The sequence below is a fragment of the Pseudoalteromonas sp. SR43-2 genome, from assembly GCF_014163885.1.
Taxonomy (GTDB): Bacteria; Pseudomonadota; Gammaproteobacteria; order Enterobacterales; family Alteromonadaceae; genus Pseudoalteromonas; species Pseudoalteromonas distincta.
Genome location: NZ_JACJED010000015.1, coordinates 32348 through 55001, shown reverse-complemented (window position 1 = coordinate 55001; position 22654 = coordinate 32348). Strand labels below are relative to the sequence as shown.

Below are 22654 nucleotides of genomic sequence, written 5' to 3'. Positions count from 1 at the left end.
GTTAGCCACCTATTAATACTGTAGGGTTGCCAACAACAATTTTACCGCCGTGGGAGCTGTCATCGCCCATTCTAGCTGCAGGCTTACCGTTAATTTTAACCGAGCCAGAACCCGATTTAATACTATCTGGTGGGCCAATACACACCATCATGTCGCCTTTACGCGCAGCAGGCATTCCTCCAATTAAGACATTAGTTGAACCAATAACTACAGGGCCGCCTACATGCGGCACTGTGCCGGTTGTTTTGGGACACACATGCATGTGACCAATTGTAGCTGCGGGCTTGCCCATAAAGACTCCTTGTCTGTTTATATTTTTAAATAAAACTAATCAAATAAAGGGATAATTAATAACTTGCTGTGCGCCACTAATAGAGATAAACACTCTATTAATTCACTTTGAGAATAATCTGAAAGTGCAACAGGGCTTTGCATAGCATATTGGTATAATCCCGACACAACATCTTCACTATTTAATACTGGGTGTAAATTATTTAAAAACTGGCCAGCGTAATAACCATTCATTGCTTTTAGATGACTTAATGCTGGATTTAGCAATGGATCGTCTGGCCTATTAATTGGCAAACATATTAAATGCGCAAGCCCATAACGGCAATATACAACATATCCGTTATTATTAATGCCGTTTCTAAGTCCTGAATGAAAGCTATTTATTATTTCCATATTTGCACTAATTTAATTTAATCATTCCAGCTGATAAAGTAATAGCACTGCCGTCAACTTTAACATTACTACCTTTAATATTTATATTAGTGCCTTCAATAGTTATATTACCATTACTGCTCATTTTAATTTGTGCAGAGCCTGTTTTAATAACTATTTCATCACCCGCTTCTATATTTAATGTTTTACCTACTTTTAAAGTATCGTTTTCACCCATTTCGGCAATACGATTTTTAGCAACATTAAGGGTGTCGTTGTTAGCAATATCTGTTTTTCTGTCGTTGCCAATTTCAATGTTGTGGTCGTGATCTGTCTTATCGTTTTGATCGTTTTTAACATAGAGCTGCTTGTCTTTTTCTGCTTGAAGATAAACCAGCTCACTGCCTTTTTTATCTTCAAACCTAAGCTCGTTAAAATTATCTGCTCCGCCTTCTTTTGTAGAACGCGTTTTTATGCCGCTTTGTGTTTTTTCTGCCGGTAATGCATACGGAGGCATTAAGTCTGCGTTATACACGGCCCCACTTATTATAGGTTGATCTGGGTCGCCATTTATAAAATCCACAAGTACTTCTTGGCCAACGCGAGGGAAGAAAAAAGCCCCCCACTTTTTACCAGCCCAGTTTTGGGCAACGCGGATCCAACACGAACTTTTAGAATCTTTTTTGCCTTCTCTGTCCCAATCAAATTGCACTTTTACGCGACCATATTGGTCAATCATAATTTCATCAGCGCTGTCGCCAGTTACGATTGCCGTTTGGACCCCGTTTATTACAGGCTTTTTCTTATTTATTTGTGCTCTGTACGGGATTTCTTTTGGGACACATTCAAAGTGATTTGAATAAACTTCTTCTACCGATGACTGCTGCGAACCTGATTGGTTGGGTACTGTAATTGAAGTCATCATAGAGGTAATAACAAATGTTTTACCTTCAAGACGTGGGTCTTCGTGCTTTTTAAAACTAAATAACTTACCTACAGTAAATGAGCGGCAGTCACTGCGCCCACTGGAAAGCTTCATGTCTCTTTGCAGTGACTCTAACTGCACAGACGCTAGATTAGCAGCGCGCGGGTGGCACTCTTGCTCGCCCGTGTATTCAAAAATTTCAGAGACCGATTGAGTAGGAAGTTCAGCGTTTGCTTGCTCGCCATCTGGGTATCGTGATGGCTGTTTAAAATCGTAACCAATACGTTTAAAACTACCAGGGGCAATGCTTAAGCCACCTTGCCAGCGCGATACGTGTGATTCGCTTAAATGGCCAGTTGAAAATACAACTTTGCCTTCATTACATACTTCGTAAGCCGTAATATCATCAGCTAATACAAGCGTATGGTTACTGTTTGAGTGTTCAAAAAAGTAAAATATACCTTCTTGTTGGAATAAGCGCTGAATAAAATCAAAATCAGACTCTTGATACTGAACACAATATTCGTATTTAGGGTAGGTTTTACTGGTTTTATCGCTAAAGGCAACATTGTGTTGGCCAAATAAATCAGCAAATATTTCTTTAATTGTTTTCTTTTGAAAAATGCGGCTATTTTTACGATTGCGCATTGAAGCTGCGAATGGAACTATCGTCGCTTGATAATCTATATAATTTTTTTGCTCGTCAACATCAGCCGTACGGCTGCCATTTGAAACCAAATGACTAACAATGCCGTGGTAGTAACGCTCACCACCGCCATCTGCATTTTTTACTTTAATAGATACAGGTTTACCCACTAAGTCTTCGTGCGCGATCTGCTTTCCAATAGTGTACATATTGGCCGACATAACAAACAAATCAGACATTGCCTCTTGGGCAACAAAACGAGTTAAATAGAGGGCATCTTTACCAACAGGGGTGCTAATTTGAATTACGTTTTTATCTTGTGTTGCTTTTTGCATTCCTTGCTTTTCCCGTCCTAAAGATCAAAAAAAGCTCTGAGCAATGCCCAGAGCCATTATAAGGTAACAAATATTACATTTGTTGACCTTTAACACCGCTGTAACCGTATACAAGAGGAGCAGTAATGTTATTTTTGTCGTCTGTTGGAGTAACAGTCATCATCATTTCTGTGTAGCTGATAGTGATTGTTTCGATTGGACGATCATTTTGTACTGAAACTGAGTAGCTAGAAATCATTGCATCTGTAAGTTCGATTTTCATGATTTCTTCAACCTTATCACCTTGCTTAGTGATATGGAAAACAGCTGGTAAACCTTTACCGATTGTCGCTTCTTTGAAAAGATCCGGAGATGCTTTATCTTGAAGTTTAGTGATTGTTACGTCACCAAGGCGAGTAGAGCTTGACTCACGGTCCATCGCTGTACCAGTAGCTGAGCTAATTTCGCGACTTACATTCCAATCAAGAGATAAAACTGTAATTAAATCTTTGAAAGACTCAGCAGTAGTTTCGCCTTTGATTGAACCGTATTTTAAATATGTATTTGCTTGCATTTGATAATGCTCCTTTTTATTAAACAATGTTATCCATTAATACTGGATTCTTTACTTTGGTATATACCAAAATTCCTTTGAAACCATTATCTTTAATACAGCAATGAAAAGGCCTTCTGATTCCTTTCCTTAGATGAAGACAATGTCTCAAAAATTCCATGTAGTGATATCAGGCACCAAAATTATAATGCCCTCAAACTAAAGAAACAACCTTAATAACAAGTTATTTCAAATTAACTTTAATTAACCTTTAATTCAGCTCTAGTTCAAATTCATTATCTTTTACTAATAGCGATATACTATTAATTTCTTTGTCGTCAATCATGCTAGAAAGTAAAACCTCAGACAACAATGGCAGCACTCTATTTTGAAGTATAGTGTGAATATTACGTGCACCTGAGCCTGCATTTTGGCAATTAGCAATAATATATTCAATTACATCGTCATTATAAATTAACTCTGCATTGTAGTGTTTTTTAACACGTTTAATTATTTTATTTATTTGAATAGCGGCAATTTCAGTAAGAATATCGTCACTTAATGGAATGTAAGGTATTACATTAATACGACCTAAAAATGCCGGTTTAAATGAAGCAAGTAAATCATCTTGTAATGCCTTTAATAAACCTTTGATGCTTGGTTTACTTTCTTCGTCTTCAAATAAGCTCATTGTGGTATCTGTGCCCACGTTTGAGGTCATAATAATAATTGTGTTTTTAAAGTCGATATCGCGGCCTTCACCGTCTTTAATTGTACCTTTATCAAACACTTGATAAAAAATATCTTGTACGCCTGGGTGTGCTTTTTCCATCTCATCCAAAAGTACAACACTGTATGGCTTTCTTCTTACAGCCTCGGTTAATATTCCTCCTTCACCGTAACCTACATACCCTGGAGGAGAGCCAAGTAATAAAGAAACTTTATGTTCTTCTTTAAACTCTGACATGTTAATTACCGTGACGTTTTCTTCACTACCATACACTTCTTGGGCTAGCGAAAGTGCAGTTTCTGTTTTACCCACACCGCTTGGCCCTGCTAACATAAATATACCGTTAGGACGGCTTTCATCTGCTAGCTGAGCACGAGATGTTTGAACAACTTTAGCTATTAAATCAAGAGAGTGGTCTTGCCCTACAACTCGTTGCTTCATTTGCTGTGCTAAATTTAAAATGCCATGTATTTCATCTTCATGCATTTTGCCAACAGGTATCCCTGTCCAATCTGAAATAACTTGCGCTATAAGCTCTTCGTTAACCTGCCAATGAACCATATTATGTTCAAAAGAGGCTAGCTTCTCTTTACTAAGTCTTAGCTTATCGAGTATTTCTTGTGATGACTCTTCATCTTGAGAGTTAATAAGCTCTAAAGCTTGATTAAGCTCAGCTACAATTTCTTTTTCAGCACTAAATTGCTCATTTAACGGCGCTAATCGCTCTTCAATTGTAATTAGCTCTGCTTTTAATGTGTCTAGCTGGTGAGAATGATCTAAACCCGTTTTTTGCTCTCTGTTAAGCATTTTTACTTGTGTTTCTATTTCGCTTAAGCGATTTACAAGCTGCTCTATAGTATTTGGAGTAGATGCTTGGCTCATTGCAACACGTGCACAAGCTGTATCTAGTAATGCAACGGCTTTATCTGGTAGCTGCCTTGCAGTAATGTAACGATGTGATAAATGCACCGCGCCTTCAAGTGCTTGCTCAGATATAAACACCTTGTGGTGTTTTTCCATTACAGGCACTAAGCCTCGTAACATTGCCACCGCTTTTTCAGGGGTTGGCTCTTCAACTTTTACAACTTGGAACCGGCGTGTTAATGCGGCGTCTTTCTCAAAAAACTTTTTGTATTCAGCCCAAGTAGTTGCAGCTATTGTGCGTAATTCACCACGCGCTAAAGCAGGCTTTAATAGATTTGCCGCATCATTTTGACCCGCTGCACCACCGCTACCAATCATGGTATGTGCTTCATCAATAAACAAAATAACCGGATTTACCGCATTTTTTACTTCATTGATAAGCGATTTAAGGCGATTTTCAAATTCCCCTTTCATACCTGCACCAGCTTGTAATAGTGCTAAATCTAAGCTGTGAATTTTTACATTTTGTAATACAGCAGGTACGTCTTTTTGAGCAATTCTTAATGCTAGCCCTTCAACGACTGCTGTTTTACCTACGCCCGCTTCACCAGTTAAAATTGGGTTGTTTTGGCGGCGTCTGGTTAAAATATCAACCATTTGACGAATTTCGAAATCACGACCAAGAATAGGATCTATTTTTCCAGCGAGTGCTTGGGCAGTTAAATCAACAGTAAATTGATCTAAACTTGGAGTTTTAGAACCAACATTTGCTTGAGTTGACGCATTTTGTACTGAATGGTTGCGCTCTTGAGATTGCGCAACTATTTCAGGCCATGCATGAAGCAATTGACCAGGCTCTATTTTATTAAATAACTTACTACAACGTGTTACTAAGCTAGATAATGTATCGTCTTTAGTAAGGGTATAAATAACGTATGCACTACGAATTTGATTATCTGTAAACTCAATGCTAGTACTTAACCAAGATTGCTTAAGAAGACTCGTAACATGCACTGACAAACTAGGAGATGACTCACTACCCGTTTTAAACGACTCTAATGATTGATTTAAATCCTGTTGAACTTTATCAATATCTATATCGAACGAGCCAAAAATTAGTCTAACATCATCTAATTGCTGCTCAATCATTGCAAGTAACCAATGCTCAAGTTCAACCGTGAAATGACTGCGACTATTACATATAGCAACAGCACCTTCTAGGCTTTTTCTGCAATCAGGACTCAGTTTTTCAACTAGTTTATTCAGTGTCATCGAAGACATACTTTTTTCCTTTTAATTTTAATTATCCCTTAAACGATAACTTAGTAGGGTTAGATTTTAATTTGTTATCTTGTACAGATAAGAAGCTATTGGCGCCTAACTGACACTCATTTTTTGAAAGTTTAGCGGCACCTAAATTTTGAAAATTTGACTCAATGACTAAGCGAAAGTTAATAGCATTTCCTACATAGTCTTTTGTTATTTGATTCGCTATTTCAAAAAGCGGACCTTTGGGCAAAAGTTGTTTTGCTTTATCTGGATCATCTGATTTTATGTGGATTTCGATATTAGAAGATACGTCCCATACTTTATTTCCAATCATGGTATCAACACCTAAACGGGCGTGCTGGCCTTCATATAATGCCTGGCTGGCTAAACGGGTTTGTTCTTGCTCTTTTAACTCGTGCCATTGGCCAACCATTTGTTTGATTGATACATCACAACCTAGGTATGACGAAAGTACATTTTTTAAATCAAATGCATTTCTAATTTTACGGCTATATAAACCTGAAAAATGCAGTTGGTGCTCGTTATAGCCACCACTTAATAAACCGAGTATTTGTGTGTATGGGTCTTTGTTTTTTTCTTTATTAACGTGATTAAGCGAAGGCTTATATTTTTTCCAAGCGCGGTAATACAGTGAGACTAAACGATGATTAAACATGTCGTAAAAGTCACGCATGGTTGTATCTTTATAGCGTAAACGCTGCATCACAAGTTCACTATAAAACTGGGGTAAAGCGCCTGAACAACCCGTCAGCCCCATAAAAGAAACCTGCATAGTTACTTTATGCATACCGTCTTCAAAACCAGTTTCTTCTAATTTGGTAATTGCATTACCTGGATAACCAAACTTTTGGGTAGCTGTAAACTTAATCAACTCTTGCTTTGGATTACTGTCGTAACCGACATGTCGATAATCTAAGCCACGCTTTTTTAGCTGATTTTCAATTATGAAAACAGCTTTGTAAAAGTCAATTTGAGAAGCTTGTGAGATTATTTGCTTTATCATAATAACGGACAGTCACCCACTCTTGCAGGCCATTGATAATAAATTTGTTCTTGCTCTTTAAGCCTTAAACTTAAACGCGTGTAGCTATTTATTGCTGCAAATTGAGCAAAAAAGTGATCAAGTATTGATGCAAAGAAGAACATGCCGCTGCCAGAAAAATCATCATTAGCAAATGTAATTTCAATTTCGCTGCCTGTTGCAAAGCTTACTTTACCTTTTTGAATCACACGGGCAGTTGAGGGCTCTATTACCACTCTATAAATATTATCTATCATGCCTTTAGTTTGTGGTGATGCTCTAAAATCGTATAAACGTAAAACTTCTTTAAGCTTATTACATGCGTCTTCACCACTAAAGGTATCAAGCGTTAAATGATTAACTAACTGCCACCGTGTTGCATCAGCTAATATAGGTCTCACTGCATGAGTAAATGGCGTTAAACATCTTATTTTTTTAATTACATCGCCGCGCTCAGGCATTAATAAACCAAGTTCGTCATCACCAAATGGCATGCTTGCTGGTAGGTTGCGATTACTACAATTTGCGCGCACAGTAAGTACAGAGTTTCCGTCACCATATTCCATCGCACTATTTTCAAAAGTAGCATCAACTAACGATAAAAATGTTTCGGTTCCTGACTCTACATAACCGCCAGCCCAAGAAGCAGTTTCTCGACGAATATGCCAAAACAAATCATCATGTCCATGATATTTAGGATGTGTTTGACCATAAAAAGGCGAAACAATTTGTTTATTGCCTTTATGATCAAATGCAATAACTTCCGATATACCAATTACTTCTGATATTTCCGAGTCCATATAACGCGGTGTTAACTGATATTCATATTCACTGATCTCAGGTCGTATTGGCTCAAGCTCTTGTTCAAATAAGTTTATTATTGGTGTACAGCCTAATAAGAACATATCTTTATCTACTTGCTTTTCAAGCTCAGCAGATTCAGTATCTAGGTAAATATAAATACTACATTTATTAGATTGCTTAGGCAGTGATGAAAGAATGCCTTCAAGCTCAAAAAACCTAAACTTCTCAGGAAAAGTAAAATTTTCGACGAGCAAACGATATCCGGCAGATGAGCGCTGTGAATAAGGAACCACAGCCTCGTTAGAATCAAAGCCCACTGCTTTTAATTGGTTTTTTGACAGATATCTAATACCTTCATCGCCATTGTCTATAGCAATACCAATACTATGTTTGAACAGTAGTTCGTAAACTTTAAGTGTATGATGCCATTGGCCATTGATAAAAATCCGTAATTTTTCAAGGCCAGTTTCTGCAAGCGAAACCCCTTTATACTCACCTGTTAATTCTATTTTGAAAATAGATTTTGCTTTTTCTTGCCAGCGAGGCTTAGGCGCTACAAATGGGCTATTATCAAATTGCACATTTGTTATTTCAACAGGCCAAAGGTAGGTTTCATAACACGTTTGAAATTTACATTGCTTCATTGAGTCAACGTTAGTTTCTACTTCACTTGCCTTTGGTATAACCACCCCTGCCGTAGATAAGTTCTCAGCTTCGAGCTTAACAACTGACATTGATGGAATTGGCGCTTGGTAATCTGGTAGCATTTGCCCTAGCAAAGCATCCGTTAACTCCGGGAAACTATCGTCGAGCTTTTGCCTTATATTGGCAGTTAAAAATGCAAAAGATTCTATTAATCTTGAGACATGAGGGTCTTCAATATGATCTTCACTTAACTTTAAACGCCCTGCAACTTTTGGATATTTTTCAGCAAAGTCTTTACCTAGATGACGCACAAATGCTAATTCACGATTGTAATACTTCAATAACTCATCGTTCATAATGATGCCTCAATAATCTTCATACCTAAGTTCACGGGCTCTACTTCTGAATCAAAACTAATAAATTCTGGCTCAGGATCGGCGTATAAAAGCGCATTTATTCTTAAATTTAATACTCTATTTAAAGGTACTTCTTCGTCAGTGAACACTTCAACTTCAAGAAACCGTGGCTCAAATTTTAAAATTGTATTTCTGACGGTTTCGCACAGTAATGCGCGCCCTTCGTGAGAGCTTACAGACATACTCGAAAAGTCAGGTAAACCATAAGACAAACATGAAGTAGCCAGTTCGGTGTATTGAGTTGGCCATGTATGCCATTGAATTCGAGCATTTAGCAAAGCTTCTATATCTCTGCGCACGTTTTTTCTAAGCTCACTAATAGTGATGCCTTCGGTACGTGATGGCGCATCCTGGAAGTCGGGCTCATCGTCAATGAGCCTATCTATAATGGATGCTTGAAGCTGTTGTTTATGCTCTATCATGGTTGCTTAAGCTTAAATTATGCTGTTTCAAGTGAGCTTATTTTTAAATTTGGGATGGTGATAGCCTCATCATCAACAAACAGCATTTTCATGCCCTTACCAATAATAAATTCATCTTTTAACTCAACCCAATCAGATACTTGACCTAGCTTTTCAAGCTCCGATTCAGAGTTAATATAAACAAGTGGTAAATGAGCTGTACCTGATGGACCATCTTTAATTGTAATTTCAACACGTAACCAAATACTTTCTAATAAAGATTCTACTGGCTCCATTTTTAACGATTCAATTTCGTTAAAGTTTGCTAGATAAAACTCACCATTAGTACCTAAAACCTCTAGGTACGGGCTTAAGCAATCATCGAGATCTCTTGTTGATGCCTCGTCTGTGCTAACTCTTAAAGACTCCATCTCTTGAGCTAACTGAGCTGCTTCGTCGGTTGAGCCTTCTAACAGAGCAACATGCATTTTCAAAAATAGTGTGTCTAACTCATTCGCATCATGAAATAACTTAGGAATGCCTTTACCTTGGTAAAAATCTACACGAGATTGCTGAGCACGAATTAAGTGCCTTAAATTTACTGCACCTACTGCAAACTCTGGATTTTTTTGTACCATGAAATCTAGCTGTTTATCGGCTTTTTCAAGTTCACCATTTATGCAAAGTAATTCGGCGTAAATACTTCTGATATCAAAGTTTAATGGCTCATCTTGAAGCTCTGTAGCACAACAAGATAATGCATCAGTAAGTTTCCCCTCGCGAATTAAGCTATGTATTTTTTTCATGACTATTCCTTTATTTTATGATGAGGACTGAGCTCTGTAATTAATTTAATACTGGAGATCATCTGATCTAATTGAAAATGTGGCTGTAATTGTAAAACAGAAAAGTAATGCCCTGGATTGGCTTTATTTTCACTGACTTTTATTCTGGCATTACTTAGCGGGTACTTACTTCTTATATGCTCGGAGGCAGAGTCTGAAGCCGTTGTATAATTATTTATCCACGCTTGTAGGTCTCGCTCACAAGCTTGTGCCGTGTTATAAGAGCCGACACGGTCTCGAGCTAATAGCTTTAAATAGTGAGCAAAACGAGATACGCACAAAATATATTGCAGCATTGAAGATAAGCGCGCATTAATATTAGCAGCGCTTGATTCATAGTTTTTAGTTTTTTGAACCGATGCATTACTATAAAAAACAATGTGTTCTGTATTAGTCACTGACGATACTGGAATAAAGCCAAGTTCAGAAAATTGCTTTTCAAACTTACTTGTCACTAACAAGTTTAGTGGTGGCTTTGCTTCTTTTTGATAGGTGTCGTTTGCAAAACTGTCTCTCGCCAGCCCTGTAACCAGCCCCTTTGAAAATTTACCCGGCTCAATACCACGAATGTGACCAAACCAGCCACTATCGCAATATGCTCTTATTAAGGTAGATACAAATTGGTATGCTGCATTGCCCCAAAGCATATCGCTTTCAGGATCTTTAATTTGTTCTTTAAAGTAAAAATCTTGATGACGCTTTCCATCATTGCTATATGGCGGTCTAACTAATACGTGAGGAAGCGTAAGCCCAATAAAGCGAGATTCTTCCATCGCTCGAAAGCTTTGCCATTTAGCGTATTCGGGTTGTTCAAACTGGTTAAACAAGTCTGCGTAATAGCCTAAATCAGAAAAGTTATCTGCACCAAATAAGTTAGGAGAAGCCGAGCAAATAAATGGAGAGAAAGAAGCGGCAGCGGTTCTAGATATTTCTTTTATTGTGTCTATGTCATTATAAATTGTGCCTGCTGAGCACATGTTACTAATTTCATAATCACCTACTACTACACCAAATGGCTCGCCACCTGCGCTATCAAACTCACTTTGATAAAGTAGTTGAAAAAATAGGCTTTGGTCAAAATCAATAGCTTTGTTTACATCTTTAGAGAGTGTTGCCCAATCGCAGTTCAATACTTTTATTTTTACTTTATTTTCTTTGTCGTATTGTTCGCTTTGAAGTATTAGCCACCAAAGATTACGCCAACTGGCTTCTAACTTTTGAAATCTATCATTATGAATTATGAGGTTTAATTGTTCTGAAATGAGTTGATCGAGTTCAACAATTACGCGCTGTAAATAAGGACCAAGTGATTCTTTAGTCCAAGATATAGGTGAATCTGAAGAGCCTTCAAGCCATAACAACAAGGCTTTATCTAGGTTTTTTTCGTTTAAAAACCTATCGAGTAAAGCCTCATTATCACTTATTCTAGACTGCGCTTTTTGTACAAAAGCGAAGTCTTGATTTATAAATGAAAACTCTTCGTGATTCATTCTACTGCATTATCCTTAACGCTCGAGATCAGTTAATTAACCGATCTCTGGAATTTTAGCTACAAGGCGTAAAGAAGAAGTAAGCTCTTCCATTTGTAGCCAAGGTCGTAACCATGCAACTGCATTATATGCACCCGGTTGACCTGGAATTTCCTTAACTGATACTTTTGCATCTGCTAGAGGATAACGTGCTCTGATATCTTGACCACCACCCTCAGTCGCATTTACATACGAAAGGATCCAGCGGTTTAACCAAGACTCAACGTCTTCAGCTTCCATAAAGCTACCAATTTTATCACGCGCCATTACTTTTAGGTAATGAGCAAAGCGAGACGTTGCCATAAGGTAAGGTAGACGTGCAGATATTGCCGCATTAGCTGTGGCATCTGGAGTTGAATAAATTTGTGGTTTTTGACAGCTTTGTCCACCAAAAAATACTGCATAATCTGTATTTTTGTAATGACAAAGAGGCAAGAAACCTAACTTGCTTAATTCAGCTTCACGACGATCTGTAATGCCAATTTCAGTTGGGCATTTAAGATCTGGATCGCCATCATCACTTGTGAAGATATGCGTAGGAAGACCTTCTACTTTACCGCCGCCTTCAGCACCACGTATTGCAGTACAGAAACCGTATTGAGCAAATGCTTTGGTCATATTTGTTGCCATAGCGTAGGCTGCATTACTCCAACAGTAATCACTGTTATCAGTACTTACTGAACGGCCATCTTTTGGTTCAACTTCAAACTCTTCATAGTTAAATTCTTCAACTGGTTTAGAAGCCGCACCATAAGGTAGGCGAGATAAGAAACGAGGCATAGTTAATGAAACAAAACGCGAATCATCGCTGTCTCTGAATGACCGCCACTTAGTGTACTCTAGAGATTCAAATACTTTTTCTAAATCACGTGGTTTGGTTAGCTCTTCCCAGTTATCAAAACCAAATAATGATGGCGATGAAGCTGCAATAAATGGACAGAAACCAGCGGCTGCAACATTAGACATTAGACTTAATGTTTCAACATCTTCAGGGTGGTTAGTAAACTCAAAGTCACCAACGATAGTACCGTATGGTTCGCCACCTGGAGTACCAAACTCAGACTCATAGATTTTTTTGAATGTTTGGCTTTGGTCAAACTCAACAGCTTTGCTCAAATCTTTATGAAGTTCTTTTTTCTTCATATTTAGCATACGAATTTTAAGTGTAGAGCTTGTCTCAGAATTCATTACTAAATGGTGCAATCCACGCCAAGAGCCTTCTAACTTTTGAAACTCTTCGCTGTGCATTACTACACTTAGCTGTTTTGAGATCTTTTGGTCGATTAATTGAATTGCTTCATTAAACGTCACTGTCATGTTTTTGTTCCACTGAACAGTCCCTTTTAAGGCTTCTTCTGTCAGTGTTTTAAGTAACTCTTCTGCACGGCTTGCATCTGTTTGCTTAGTTGCGCCAATAGCTTGCTCTAATAGTGAAGACGTTGCTTCTGAGGTAGACTCTAATTCAGTACTTAGTTGCTCTGTACTCATTTTTCAGTCTCCTCTATTTTAAGCTCTTTTGCGATTGTATCTAAGCTTGCTGTGTTGCTTAGTACTTCTTCAAGCACGTTTTCTAATTCTTCTGAGCGGTCAATCTTAGTCATTAAATCGCGTAACTTGTTGCGTGTTTCCATTAATTTACGTAATGGCTCAACCTGATTTACAACAGCTGCTGGTTCAAAGTCATCAATCGATTTAAAGTTAAGTTTTACTTCAAATTCAGAACCATCATCATTAAGCGTATTATCAACTAATAATTTTAGTGAAGGGCTCATGCGCTTTAAAACGTCATTAAAGTTTTCACGATCTATTTGCACAAATCGTCTATCTTTAAGTGGTTTTAATGCTTCTGTGTTATCACCAGAGAAGTCGCCCATAACACCAACAACAAATGGTAATTCTTTTTTTACTGCAGTGCCTTCAGTTTCCACATCATAAGTGATGTGTACGCGAGGCTTACGAACTCGTTTTAATTTATCATGGATACTCATAGAGAACTCCTTTTACTTATGTTTCAGTTTCGCTGATTTTAATGCCAGACAACTTAAAGTACCCAGTCCTAGCATCACTATCTGTAATTAATTCATTTAATAATTCAGGCAGCGACAATTCGCTCCATCGAATTACTTGTTCTATGGTGTACGACATAGGTGAGTGCGGCTCTGTCTTTCTAAAAAAAGTAGCGATTTCTTTGAGTTTATTAATCGCACTTTCTCTTGAGTTAATTTCGTGATTAACTTTTACAACTTGCTCTGTAACACTTTGACCGTCGTCGTCTTCACTTTGAACCACTTCTTGCACTTCGTTTAATGCAGCTTTTGCCTTATCAGCAGCTTCAAGCTTATCTGCAGCAACATGCTCAACAGCAGCAAGACTAACTTCTAATGCTTGTTTTATATTTGATGTTGGCTGTGGCTGTCCAGTTACTCTATCCAATACTTCGCTTAATAAAGCAAATTGCTCAATCGCGTTTTCAATGTCTTGTTTTAAAGTAACAAAGAATTCAGTACTTGTTTCTGCAGCACTTCTTTCAATGAGCTCATAGTCAACAGCACCTAAATTAAGCTTTTTCTCTCTTTTTTCATCTGTTAAACGAGAAATATCATAGCCTTGCTGATATTCCCAAAAAGAATATGACTCCATACTGGCGCTATCGGTCAGATAGATACTTTTTATCGGGATTATTAATGTACCTTCGCCTGCTGAACCATTAAGGCCAACCAATGCAGATACTTTGTCTGACACTTCATCATCGTCATCGAGTGACGGGTATAATTCATCAAAATAATTGTCGAGCAAGTTATGAGCAACTTTAAAACCAAAAGCTAAGCCTTTGAAGCCATGAATTCGACAAAGTGCTTCAATAAACCAAGCTAAATATTCGATATCTTTGCTTTGTGTTTTTATTGCTTTGCTACATTGCTCTAATAAAGGAAGCCAATCTCTTGCTAGTGAGGAAATACCTTCTTCATCCACTAATGCATTTCTTTCTGCTGCGCGAAGCTGGTTTCTTAAATCTTTTAAGGCGTAATAAGTCGACGTAGGCGAGACATCTGAGCGAGGATCAATACCTGCAACCTCGGTGTCTGAAATAGGGGAAATATACTCTTCAAATAAAAACATTCCATCGTCCTAATAATTATCCATAAAACTCCAATAAAGCGGAGCGGATTTCATATTACATTCTTTATAATAAATTACAAGCCTAGTTACAATTGAGTTTAAACCTTAATTATTGCCTTTATATAAACAATTAAAATTTAATATACTTATTAATTAATAGATGTAATTAAAGTAAAAACTCAAATATAAAATACAAACCAAATTTTTTAACTTAAAATCGTTATTTAGAAAAAAGCGGGATAGTAGCTTCATCTTGAATGTTGAATGTTTCTGATTTATGACCAGCGTATCCTTCATCGTACTTAATTAAAATACAGGTCACATTATCTCTTGCACCTCTAACTAATGATGAATGCATAAGCGCCATACCAGAATCAATAATGCTACTAGGCTCTAGCGATAAACATATGTCCTCATCAGACAACTCACCGGTGAGCCCATCTGAACAAAGTAAAAATATATCGCCCGTTTTTACTTCATTTTGAATAACGTCTACTTTTACATCCGCAGTAACACCCACAGCTCTTGTGATTACATTTGATAATGGATGTGTCTTGGCTTCTTCTACTGAAATAATCCCTTCATCAATTAAATCGTTTACTTGGCTGTGATCTCTCGATATCTGCTTAAGTTGGCCATCTCGAAGCATATAAGCTCTGCTATCACCAACCCACAAAACATAGTACTTATTATTTTTAAGAAATAAGGCAGTAACTGTACTTCCTGCGGTTTTGCTACCTAAATATTGGGCGCTATATTCGTTTAATTGCCTATTCGCATCTTCAATGGCTTCAACTATGTGAGATACTTCAAGCTTCTCAAGTGGTAGCTCTTCAACTTTTGCTCTTATTACATCTACAACAAGCTGACTGGCAACTTCACCTGCTTCGTGACCTCCCATCCCATCTGCGACAACCCATAAGTTATGGTTATTTATCTCTACATGCGCATCTTCGTTAAGCTGCCTCACAGCGCCTCGGTGGGTAATTGCATAACTTGTACTAAACTTGCTAATCACTATTTTTTACCTGTGTAAAGTTCCATTCCCAGTGTTTCCACCTTCCATCTAACATTGCTGCAACTTGATTTACCGCAGGCAAGCCAGGCGTTATGAGTACCATAGGTTTTATATTATAAGAGCCATGTGTCCACCAAACGCTGTAATCACCGTGTTTTTTTAACAAAAGAGCATGCATTGCATCTTGGAGGACTTGACTTGATAACTCATCACCTGAGAACTCAAATGCTTCTGCACTTTTATTTTTATCTACAGAATTTAAAAAACTAACCTGCTTTTTAACTCCTGCTATAGAGCTTAGAGACTTAGCAACCTCTTTACGCCAAGAGAATAAATCAACCGAACTATCAAGCACTTTTAATACAGTGTCTTCATACTCTAAAGAAAACACACCTGAGTTTAAAACATCTATAGGTGCAAATTCTAATGTGCTAGCAACTGTGAAGGGATAGTGTCTACCTACTGCGTCCATACTCGGTAATAGAGTCCCCATAACGCCTTTGTCACCAACAATGTTTGGCGATAATGCAAAGTGCCATACTGGTCCAATTAAGTAATTATCTTGCCATACTTCACCTAGCTGTTCTTTACTCACTGCAATGGCTGCTTGCAGCCACTGCTCCCAATGCTCTGAAAACTCTTTCGAAACGCTATCTTGTACAAAATCACCTAAACTAGGTACTTTGCCAAGATAACCAATATTTATAATCGGGTCGGACATGAAAACTTCTCTACACTTTTATTCCAAAATGGATGCCTGATTGATTTAGGCAATAACTCGACTTTCGCATTGTTTCCCATGAGTGAAAAATGTAACTCTAAGTCTTCACGTGTTTTTGCTCTTTTAGCACTTAACTCGTCTAACATGCGATATAGCGACCATTCACCTTGGTAAGTTGTATTTATAGAACGACCACCATTTGGAGGAGTAAATACAACTCGTGTTTTACTCTGGCCACTTGCTCCAGGCCATACAAAATTTGTTACTCTAAGTGGACCATGCCTGTAAGTCATTGACTGACCGTCAATTTCGAGCATAAAGCTAGAGATGGTACGGTCTAATTCTAATGGTTTTAAGCCAAACTCAATTCTTGGTGTTGCACTTCCGCCATCAAAAAAGACTGTTTGAATTTGATTCGCCAGTTCAAACATCGCTAATGTATCTCGGCTAATACCTATATCTTTTTCAAATTTCCATGGCGTTGAGCTCATATCTACACTTGGCGCAATATAATTGGTGAAAAAGCTATCAATTGTTCCACCTGGGCCGAAAAATCGAGTGAAATCTTTCATATTCACTTCTTTTTCTGCGTATGGAGAAAACGGATAACGGCCAACAATTGCAGCGTTATATTCGCGTAGCACCTTACTTTTCCACATCTCGTTTAAATGTCTGTTGGCACTATTTTTAGTTATGTTACTAGTATCTCTACTTATATCTAACAGCCAACTATTAAACGGGTAAGGTAAATCTCGACTTTGAAACTCAAGCTGACGAATAAAGCTAGGCTTACTTTTACCGCTAATTTGGTCTTTAATTGACGACTTTAATTGATCGCCTCTATCAAGTTTGGTTAAGTAAACGTTTAACTCTCTTAGGTTTTTCTGAATATTATCTAATTGTTGAGCATCAATTTTTATTACATCTTCAAAGGCTTCTTCAACTTGGTGACCCGGTAATTTAATATCAAATTTAGGGGCTTCGTCAGGTAAAAATCGCTTGATACGATTAGCTTTGGTTTGCATAGCTATTTCAGCAGCATTTGCTGCAACTTTACCTGCAGCCTTTTGGTTATCAGATACTGGTAATTTAGTTAGCTGCACATTTTTTTGTACTGCAGTGATAATATTTTTAATAGGCGCTTCAGAGCCTGCTAAGGCATCAGTAATATTAACCCCCTCAGCCGGAGAGCTATATTGATTCAGGCTCAGATCATCAATAAATGATTGCCAATAATAGATATAATCTTGAAAGTATCGCTGCTCTAGTTTCTTCTCAATCTCATCTTTAGAAATATCGTAAGTGCCCGTTGCCTCTTCACCATACACCCAGCTACTTGCCATTAAATTGCCAAGCATTTTACTTTTCTCAACATTAAAAATGCCGTGAAAACCATTAAATGTATATAAGCCAGGGATACTTCGCGTAAGCTCACCGTCATTTCTAAAAGTAAATTTTTGCGCACTTTCAAAACTAATAATGTCTGTAAGCCTAAATGGCGGAATACTGCTATCTAGGAAGTCGGCTTGTAATCGTTGATATGCTCGCTCAGCAATTGGTAGCTTAGTTAGCTCAGCTCGCGCAACACGCACTGCTTGATTATCAATTTCAATTTGGCTTACACCATTTTCAAGTAATGTAGCTACATGCTCCATCAGCTCTACTCTGGTTTGCATATTTTTATCGCCTGGTAAGTTACGCTCTAAATAAGCGTTAAACCAAACCGTTATATCTTCACTTTCAAAGTATTCAGGCTGAAACAACATGAGGTAACACTTAAGTGTTTCGTATAAATAGCTTAAGTGCTCAGGATGAGCTTCCATTTCTTTAATTAAGGTACTTGCAATAAACGGTTCTAAATACGTTTGTAATGAACGGTCGTAGGCTTGTGTAGAAGCCATTTTTATTTCATTTAGTTTATCAAACCCAATTGATTTAGACTCTTGTGTATTAACAAGTTCAGGGTTGCTTGCAGGTAAGTTTCTAAGAGCCTTTAATCTGTCGTTTAGTACTAGTAAGTTATTACGGTCAAATGAGGCTGTATCAAGTTCTTGGTACGTTGCAATCGCGTCTTCAGTCTCTGAAATTAAGTTACTATTCCAAGCAAAACTAAAGTACCACGATGTTGAAAAACCAAGTAAAGCTATGCATGCAAGCGTTATGCTACCAACACGAAGCCATTTATTTTGCTTGTCATGATGTTTGTTAGTACTTGCTAAGTTTTGCTCTGGAAAAATTACACCCTCTAATACGTTCTTTATAAAAAAGCTTTTAGATTGGTTAATGTATCCAGATTCGCCTGCGTTTGCTTCGTTTAAAAAACTAGATGGCGTACCTTCTTGCGTTGCACTTGTGAGGTAAACACCACGAAACATTGGTAGTTCTTCGTATGCATTAGGAGTGAATATTTCTTTTAAAAAAGCATCTCCTACACCTTGTAAAACACGAAGCTGCCTAGGGAATTCAAATATCTTAGCGCGAATTTCTTCGTTTCTTTCATTAATTAATCTACGATTTAACATTTCAGTTAATTTAGAAATTAATGAGTGAAATTCTTTGTTGAAAGCATCTACTTGCGTGTCTTTATCTAAATCAAGTTCAAAGGTTACGCCCCAAACCTGCTCACACTCTTCTTCGGTTAATTCGCCAAAAAACTCTCTAAAACCTTCAATTAAATCAACTTTAGAAAAAATAACGTAAACAGGAAAGGTCATGCCTAATTGGCTTTGCAGCTCTTGTAAGCGCTGTTTAATAGCACGAGCATGTAGGTTTCTCTCAGTTTTGGTCTGGCTCATCAGCTCAGAAATACCCATACTGATCATTACACCATTAATAGGCCTAAGAGGACGGTACTTACGAAGTAATCCTAAAAAGCCTTCCCATGCACGTGAATCATGCTTTGCATGGCTGCTTTGCGTTGTGTAGCGCCCAGCTGTATCAATTAAAACTGCTTTATTGGTAAACCACCAATCACAATTACGAGTACCGCCAACACCATGAACCAAGTCAACACCTAGTTTGTCTTTTAGCGGGTAATCAAGTCCTGAGTTATGAATTACGGTAGTTTTACCAGCCCCTGGTGGGCCTATCATTATGTACCATGGCAACTGGTAAATATTTTTACCTTTGAACAGCTTTACGTCTTTTAAAAGATCGATAGCTTCGTTCATTCGCGTTTTAAGCGTAGTAATTTCTTCATTTACTTCAGAGCTATTTGTATCGTTATTACTATCAATTAACTCATCAGCCATTTTTTCGTCTCGTTTGCTTTGTTGCACAAGACGATAAATTTTAGACACAGAAAAAACCAATAAAACCAATATAATAGTAAACAGTCTTGCTGCAATACTTTGTAGTGGTACATAGTCAGCTATCGCGATTAATGGGCCGCCAAACCAAATTAATAATGATAAAGCTAAAAAGCCAATAATTAGCATTGCCGTACGAGATGTAAGTGCGTAGGTCACTTTTTTTATTTTTTGTGAAAAACTCATTTCAGCCTCTTAAAATAATAAATCGATTTCAATTCGTCGGTTTAATGACCGAGAAGCTGAATCTGAATTACTGGCAATAGGCTCTGCTGCGCCCTTACCTTCGGGCCATAAACGCCCACTGAGGTTTGTACTTTTAGCCATAGAGTTTGCAACTTGCGTTGCGCGCGCTAAAGAAAGGTGCCAATTAGAAGGGTACTTATCAGTTCTAATTGGTGTGTCATCTGTATGGCCGGTTATTAAAATACGTCCTTTGGTTCCTTCAAGGCTTAACGCTAGTTTTTCTAAAATAGGCTGAAATGAAGGTAATAATTTAGAGTCACCTTGATTAAAAAGGCTCTCACTATTAATTGAGATTCTGATCCTATCGATATTTTTCTTTATCGTTACAATCCCCATTTGAATCTCGGTTTGTAATAGCTGCTCTAGTACAAGTAACTGCTGATCTTTTTTATCTACTGCTTGATCTTCAGCTACAGGATGAATGATTGCAAGCTTGTCACTAACAGCCATAACATCATCATTTAGCTTCATATTTATAAATAAATAAACGGTAAGTAAAAGTAAGCCTAAAACAGAAAAAATAACCCACAATGGCACCTGATTTCTTAATTCTACGCCAGCGGCTACTCTTTGTTTCCAGTTAGGAGAAAGCTTATTATTGATTGGCCCATCTAATTGATTTAATAAGTGATACATTTGTGAGCGGTATTCTTCTACTTTATTATCACCCACAGTATCTAGCCTGTACTTACCTTTAAAACCTAAATTTAAACAGTGGTATTGCAGCTCTAGAAAGGCTTTGTGTTGCTCAGGCTGGGTCAATGCATTATCAAGTAAAGTATAAAAGTACTCACCGCCAAAAGTTTCTTTATGAAATGTCGAAAGCAAGCTTTCGTCAGCCCATTCCATAGAGCTCCATTTAGAGTTTAAAACTGATTCATCTAAAATTGCACATAAACAATAACGAGAGTTTTTGATTACATCTTTTGATAAATTTTGATTACGTAGTTCGACTTCAAAACGTTTGATAGCCTCTACACATCGATGCTTTAACGCAGCTAAGTTAGTCATCTCAACTGATTTTCTAATTGAAATAACCAAAGAGAAACAGTCTGTTGCGGCTTCCATTAATGGGTTTCTAAATATAGAAACCTTTGCATTACTAGGAATACTACTTGCAACAGGCTCAACAGACATGACTGTTTTGTCTGGATCATTATCTACTTGAGGATTATTTGAGGCATCACGCCCTAATCGACCAGGACGTGGTTTTATAATGGTTTCGTCCATTGAAACTCTTCCTTTTAAAAGTTAAGTTCTTATTGCCCACAGGCTTAGTTGTAACTCGGGGTAATTTCCTGACAAGTGGATAGCAATACCACCACTTGAATGAAGTTTAGCCCAATGCTCGCCATGTTTATTTAATTCAAAATAATGAAAACCTGCATGGTAAGGAATTTGACGCGGTGCCGTTGGTAAGTTACTGATTGTAATACCTGGGATTTGATTATTTACCAAATCTCGGATTGTCTCAACACTACCAATTTTAATTTGAGAAGGTAATATCTTACGAAGCTCCTCGTGAGGAACACTGGCTTTAATAGCCAATACAAATTGACCTGAGCTAAGTACTGATTTGTCTTTGAGCGCACCAAAAGAAATACCAAACTTGCTTTGCTCTAACTTTATTTCTGTAGCAGTTTGCTCAATTACATGACTTAAAGATTGGTATAAAAAGTTTACTACTTCACTAAATACTGGGCCTAAGTTTTTATGATCATACTTAGGTAATTTAGGCACTCTTTTGTTTACTGTACTAAAAGTAGATAACTCACCAGCAAGCTCTATTAGACGTGTATAAAGAACGCTTGGATGAAGATTATTAACTGATAATAAGTTTTCAAAAACAGCGTCATACTTGTTTAATGTTTGCAGCATAATAAAATCAGCTACAGAGGTACTTCCCGCATAACCTTGGCACAATCTAACAGCAATACTCTCTGAGCGCTGCTTGATCATTGAGCCAATCTCTCTCACTAAACCAAGTAATGGCTTACAATGACCGACTTTTAACGATGCTGGTATATACTTTGGATCGAGCTTAATTTGCCCTTCACTGCTAACTTCAACAATGCGTGCAAGTGGCAATAATATATAGCCTGCATGGTCGTCTGATGACAATACTAGCTTACTAAATACCTTAGCTACTTGAATAATTTCTTGAGCTTGTGCACCTAAAGAGTCATCACTTACAGATAAGTCGCTTAGTTTATAACGCGTAACAATATCCTCATCTAAAGATGAAATATTAATACCACTGGCTTTTAGTGCAGGAACCGCTAAATAAATTATTTCATCATAAACATCTTTGCCTACCACTAAAGGCTCAGGCAAATAGGTAGATTGAGGCATATCGATAGGTAGCAAATCAGGGGTAATAGCTGACAATGACTCAATAGCAAATTGGCCTGAGCTTAATAGCTGAGTATCGATACTTATATCAAGTATGCCCCAAGGATCTGCTAAATTCCCATTACAAATTTGCTTAATTAAATGCGAAAAATGCTTATCTGACTGCTGAAAGTGTTGCGGCCTTAAGAACATTCCTTCGGTCCAGGCAACACGAGTGTTATCACTCATTGTACAAATCCTTTT

The 22654-nt window shown here is 37.6% G+C and carries 18 protein-coding genes; all 18 read right to left on the bottom strand.

Going from position 1 to position 22654, the window contains the following annotated elements:
* Position 1 precedes the first annotated feature (1 nt).
* The gene (locus tag H5120_RS13320) at positions 2-292 is read right to left on the bottom strand and encodes a PAAR domain-containing protein (RefSeq protein ID WP_024595244.1); all 291 of its coding nucleotides are present in this window, start codon (positions 290-292) and stop codon (positions 2-4) included.
* 35 nt (positions 293-327) lie between these two features.
* On the bottom strand, positions 328-684 hold the full coding sequence (locus H5120_RS13315) for a hypothetical protein (protein ID WP_182671935.1): 357 nt from the start codon (positions 682-684) through the stop codon (positions 328-330).
* Between the two features lie 7 nt (positions 685-691).
* A complete protein-coding gene (locus tag H5120_RS13310; RefSeq protein ID WP_182674938.1) occupies positions 692-2569 on the bottom strand; it encodes a type VI secretion system Vgr family protein in 1878 nt (625 codons plus the stop codon).
* A 73-nt stretch (positions 2570-2642) separates the two neighbouring features.
* Entirely contained in the window at positions 2643-3122 is a 480-nt protein-coding gene (locus tag H5120_RS13305) for a type VI secretion system tube protein Hcp (RefSeq protein ID WP_024594574.1), read from the bottom strand.
* Positions 3123-3372: 250 nt separating this feature from the next.
* The gene (gene tssH, locus H5120_RS13300) at positions 3373-5976 is read right to left on the bottom strand and encodes a type VI secretion system ATPase TssH (protein WP_182674935.1); all 2604 of its coding nucleotides are present in this window, start codon (positions 5974-5976) and stop codon (positions 3373-3375) included.
* A gap of 22 nt (positions 5977-5998) precedes the next feature.
* Positions 5999-6988, bottom strand: a complete 990-nt coding sequence (gene tssG / locus H5120_RS13295; RefSeq protein WP_024594572.1) for a type VI secretion system baseplate subunit TssG — start codon at positions 6986-6988, stop codon at positions 5999-6001.
* A complete protein-coding gene (gene tssF / locus H5120_RS13290) occupies positions 6985-8811 on the bottom strand; it encodes a type VI secretion system baseplate subunit TssF (RefSeq protein WP_024594571.1) in 1827 nt (608 codons plus the stop codon). The genes tssG and tssF overlap by 4 nt, the downstream gene beginning before the upstream one ends.
* Entirely contained in the window at positions 8808-9293 is a 486-nt protein-coding gene (gene tssE / locus H5120_RS13285) for a type VI secretion system baseplate subunit TssE (RefSeq protein ID WP_024594570.1), read from the bottom strand. Before tssE ends, tssF begins: the two co-directional genes overlap by 4 nt.
* A gap of 17 nt (positions 9294-9310) precedes the next feature.
* Positions 9311-10078, bottom strand: coding sequence for a type VI secretion system accessory protein TagJ (locus H5120_RS13280; protein ID WP_024598494.1), 768 nt, complete (start codon positions 10076-10078; stop codon positions 9311-9313).
* 2 nt (positions 10079-10080) lie between these two features.
* Positions 10081-11607, bottom strand: a complete 1527-nt coding sequence (gene tssC, locus H5120_RS13275) for a type VI secretion system contractile sheath large subunit (protein WP_182674932.1) — start codon at positions 11605-11607, stop codon at positions 10081-10083.
* A gap of 36 nt (positions 11608-11643) precedes the next feature.
* A complete protein-coding gene (gene tssC / locus H5120_RS13270) occupies positions 11644-13134 on the bottom strand; it encodes a type VI secretion system contractile sheath large subunit (protein WP_058547845.1) in 1491 nt (496 codons plus the stop codon).
* Complete coding sequence (tssB, locus tag H5120_RS13265; RefSeq protein WP_024594566.1) at positions 13131-13634, bottom strand: type VI secretion system contractile sheath small subunit; 504 nt, start codon at positions 13632-13634, stop codon at positions 13131-13133. The genes tssC (H5120_RS13270) and tssB overlap by 4 nt, the downstream gene beginning before the upstream one ends.
* Positions 13635-13650: 16 nt before the next feature.
* Positions 13651-14766 carry a type VI secretion system protein TssA gene (gene tssA, locus H5120_RS13260; RefSeq protein ID WP_182671929.1) on the bottom strand — a complete coding sequence of 372 codons (1116 nt, stop codon included), beginning with the start codon at positions 14764-14766 and terminating at the stop codon, positions 13651-13653.
* Between the two features lie 220 nt (positions 14767-14986).
* On the bottom strand, positions 14987-15784 hold the full coding sequence (locus H5120_RS13255) for a PP2C family serine/threonine-protein phosphatase (protein ID WP_024595081.1): 798 nt from the start codon (positions 15782-15784) through the stop codon (positions 14987-14989).
* Complete coding sequence (gene tagF / locus H5120_RS13250; RefSeq protein ID WP_182671928.1) at positions 15777-16505, bottom strand: type VI secretion system-associated protein TagF; 729 nt, start codon at positions 16503-16505, stop codon at positions 15777-15779. Before tagF ends, H5120_RS13255 begins: the two co-directional genes overlap by 8 nt.
* Positions 16487-19999, bottom strand: coding sequence for a type VI secretion system membrane subunit TssM (gene tssM / locus H5120_RS13245; protein WP_182674929.1), 3513 nt, complete (start codon positions 19997-19999; stop codon positions 16487-16489). Before tssM ends, tagF begins: the two co-directional genes overlap by 19 nt.
* A gap of 9 nt (positions 20000-20008) precedes the next feature.
* Complete coding sequence (tssL, locus tag H5120_RS13240) at positions 20009-21289, bottom strand: type VI secretion system protein TssL, long form (protein WP_182671926.1); 1281 nt, start codon at positions 21287-21289, stop codon at positions 20009-20011.
* A 21-nt stretch (positions 21290-21310) separates the two neighbouring features.
* Positions 21311-22639 (bottom strand): type VI secretion system baseplate subunit TssK, encoded by a 1329-nt coding sequence (gene tssK / locus H5120_RS13235; RefSeq protein ID WP_182674927.1) that lies wholly within the window; start codon positions 22637-22639, stop codon positions 21311-21313.
* Positions 22640-22654: the final 15 nt, after the last annotated feature.

Coding starts and splice junctions, on each gene's coding strand:
- H5120_RS13320 (WP_024595244.1), bottom strand. CDS start 292: ATGGGCAAGCCCGCAGCTACAATTGGTCACATGCATGTGTGTCCCAAA.
- H5120_RS13315 (WP_182671935.1), bottom strand. CDS start 684: ATGGAAATAATAAATAGCTTTCATTCAGGACTTAGAAACGGCATTAAT.
- H5120_RS13310 (WP_182674938.1), bottom strand. CDS start 2,569: ATGCAAAAAGCAACACAAGATAAAAACGTAATTCAAATTAGCACCCCT.
- H5120_RS13305 (WP_024594574.1), bottom strand. CDS start 3,122: ATGCAAGCAAATACATATTTAAAATACGGTTCAATCAAAGGCGAAACT.
- tssH (WP_182674935.1), bottom strand. CDS start 5,976: ATGTCTTCGATGACACTGAATAAACTAGTTGAAAAACTGAGTCCTGAT.
- tssG (WP_024594572.1), bottom strand. CDS start 6,988: ATGATAAAGCAAATAATCTCACAAGCTTCTCAAATTGACTTTTACAAA.
- tssF (WP_024594571.1), bottom strand. CDS start 8,811: ATGAACGATGAGTTATTGAAGTATTACAATCGTGAATTAGCATTTGTG.
- tssE (WP_024594570.1), bottom strand. CDS start 9,293: ATGATAGAGCATAAACAACAGCTTCAAGCATCCATTATAGATAGGCTC.
- H5120_RS13280 (WP_024598494.1), bottom strand. CDS start 10,078: ATGAAAAAAATACATAGCTTAATTCGCGAGGGGAAACTTACTGATGCA.
- tssC (WP_182674932.1), bottom strand. CDS start 11,607: ATGAATCACGAAGAGTTTTCATTTATAAATCAAGACTTCGCTTTTGTA.
- tssC (WP_058547845.1), bottom strand. CDS start 13,134: ATGAGTACAGAGCAACTAAGTACTGAATTAGAGTCTACCTCAGAAGCA.
- tssB (WP_024594566.1), bottom strand. CDS start 13,634: ATGAGTATCCATGATAAATTAAAACGAGTTCGTAAGCCTCGCGTACAC.
- tssA (WP_182671929.1), bottom strand. CDS start 14,766: ATGTTTTTATTTGAAGAGTATATTTCCCCTATTTCAGACACCGAGGTT.
- tagF (WP_182671928.1), bottom strand. CDS start 16,505: ATGTCCGACCCGATTATAAATATTGGTTATCTTGGCAAAGTACCTAGT.
- tssM (WP_182674929.1), bottom strand. CDS start 19,999: ATGAGTTTTTCACAAAAAATAAAAAAAGTGACCTACGCACTTACATCT.
- tssL (WP_182671926.1), bottom strand. CDS start 21,289: ATGGACGAAACCATTATAAAACCACGTCCTGGTCGATTAGGGCGTGAT.
- tssK (WP_182674927.1), bottom strand. CDS start 22,639: ATGAGTGATAACACTCGTGTTGCCTGGACCGAAGGAATGTTCTTAAGG.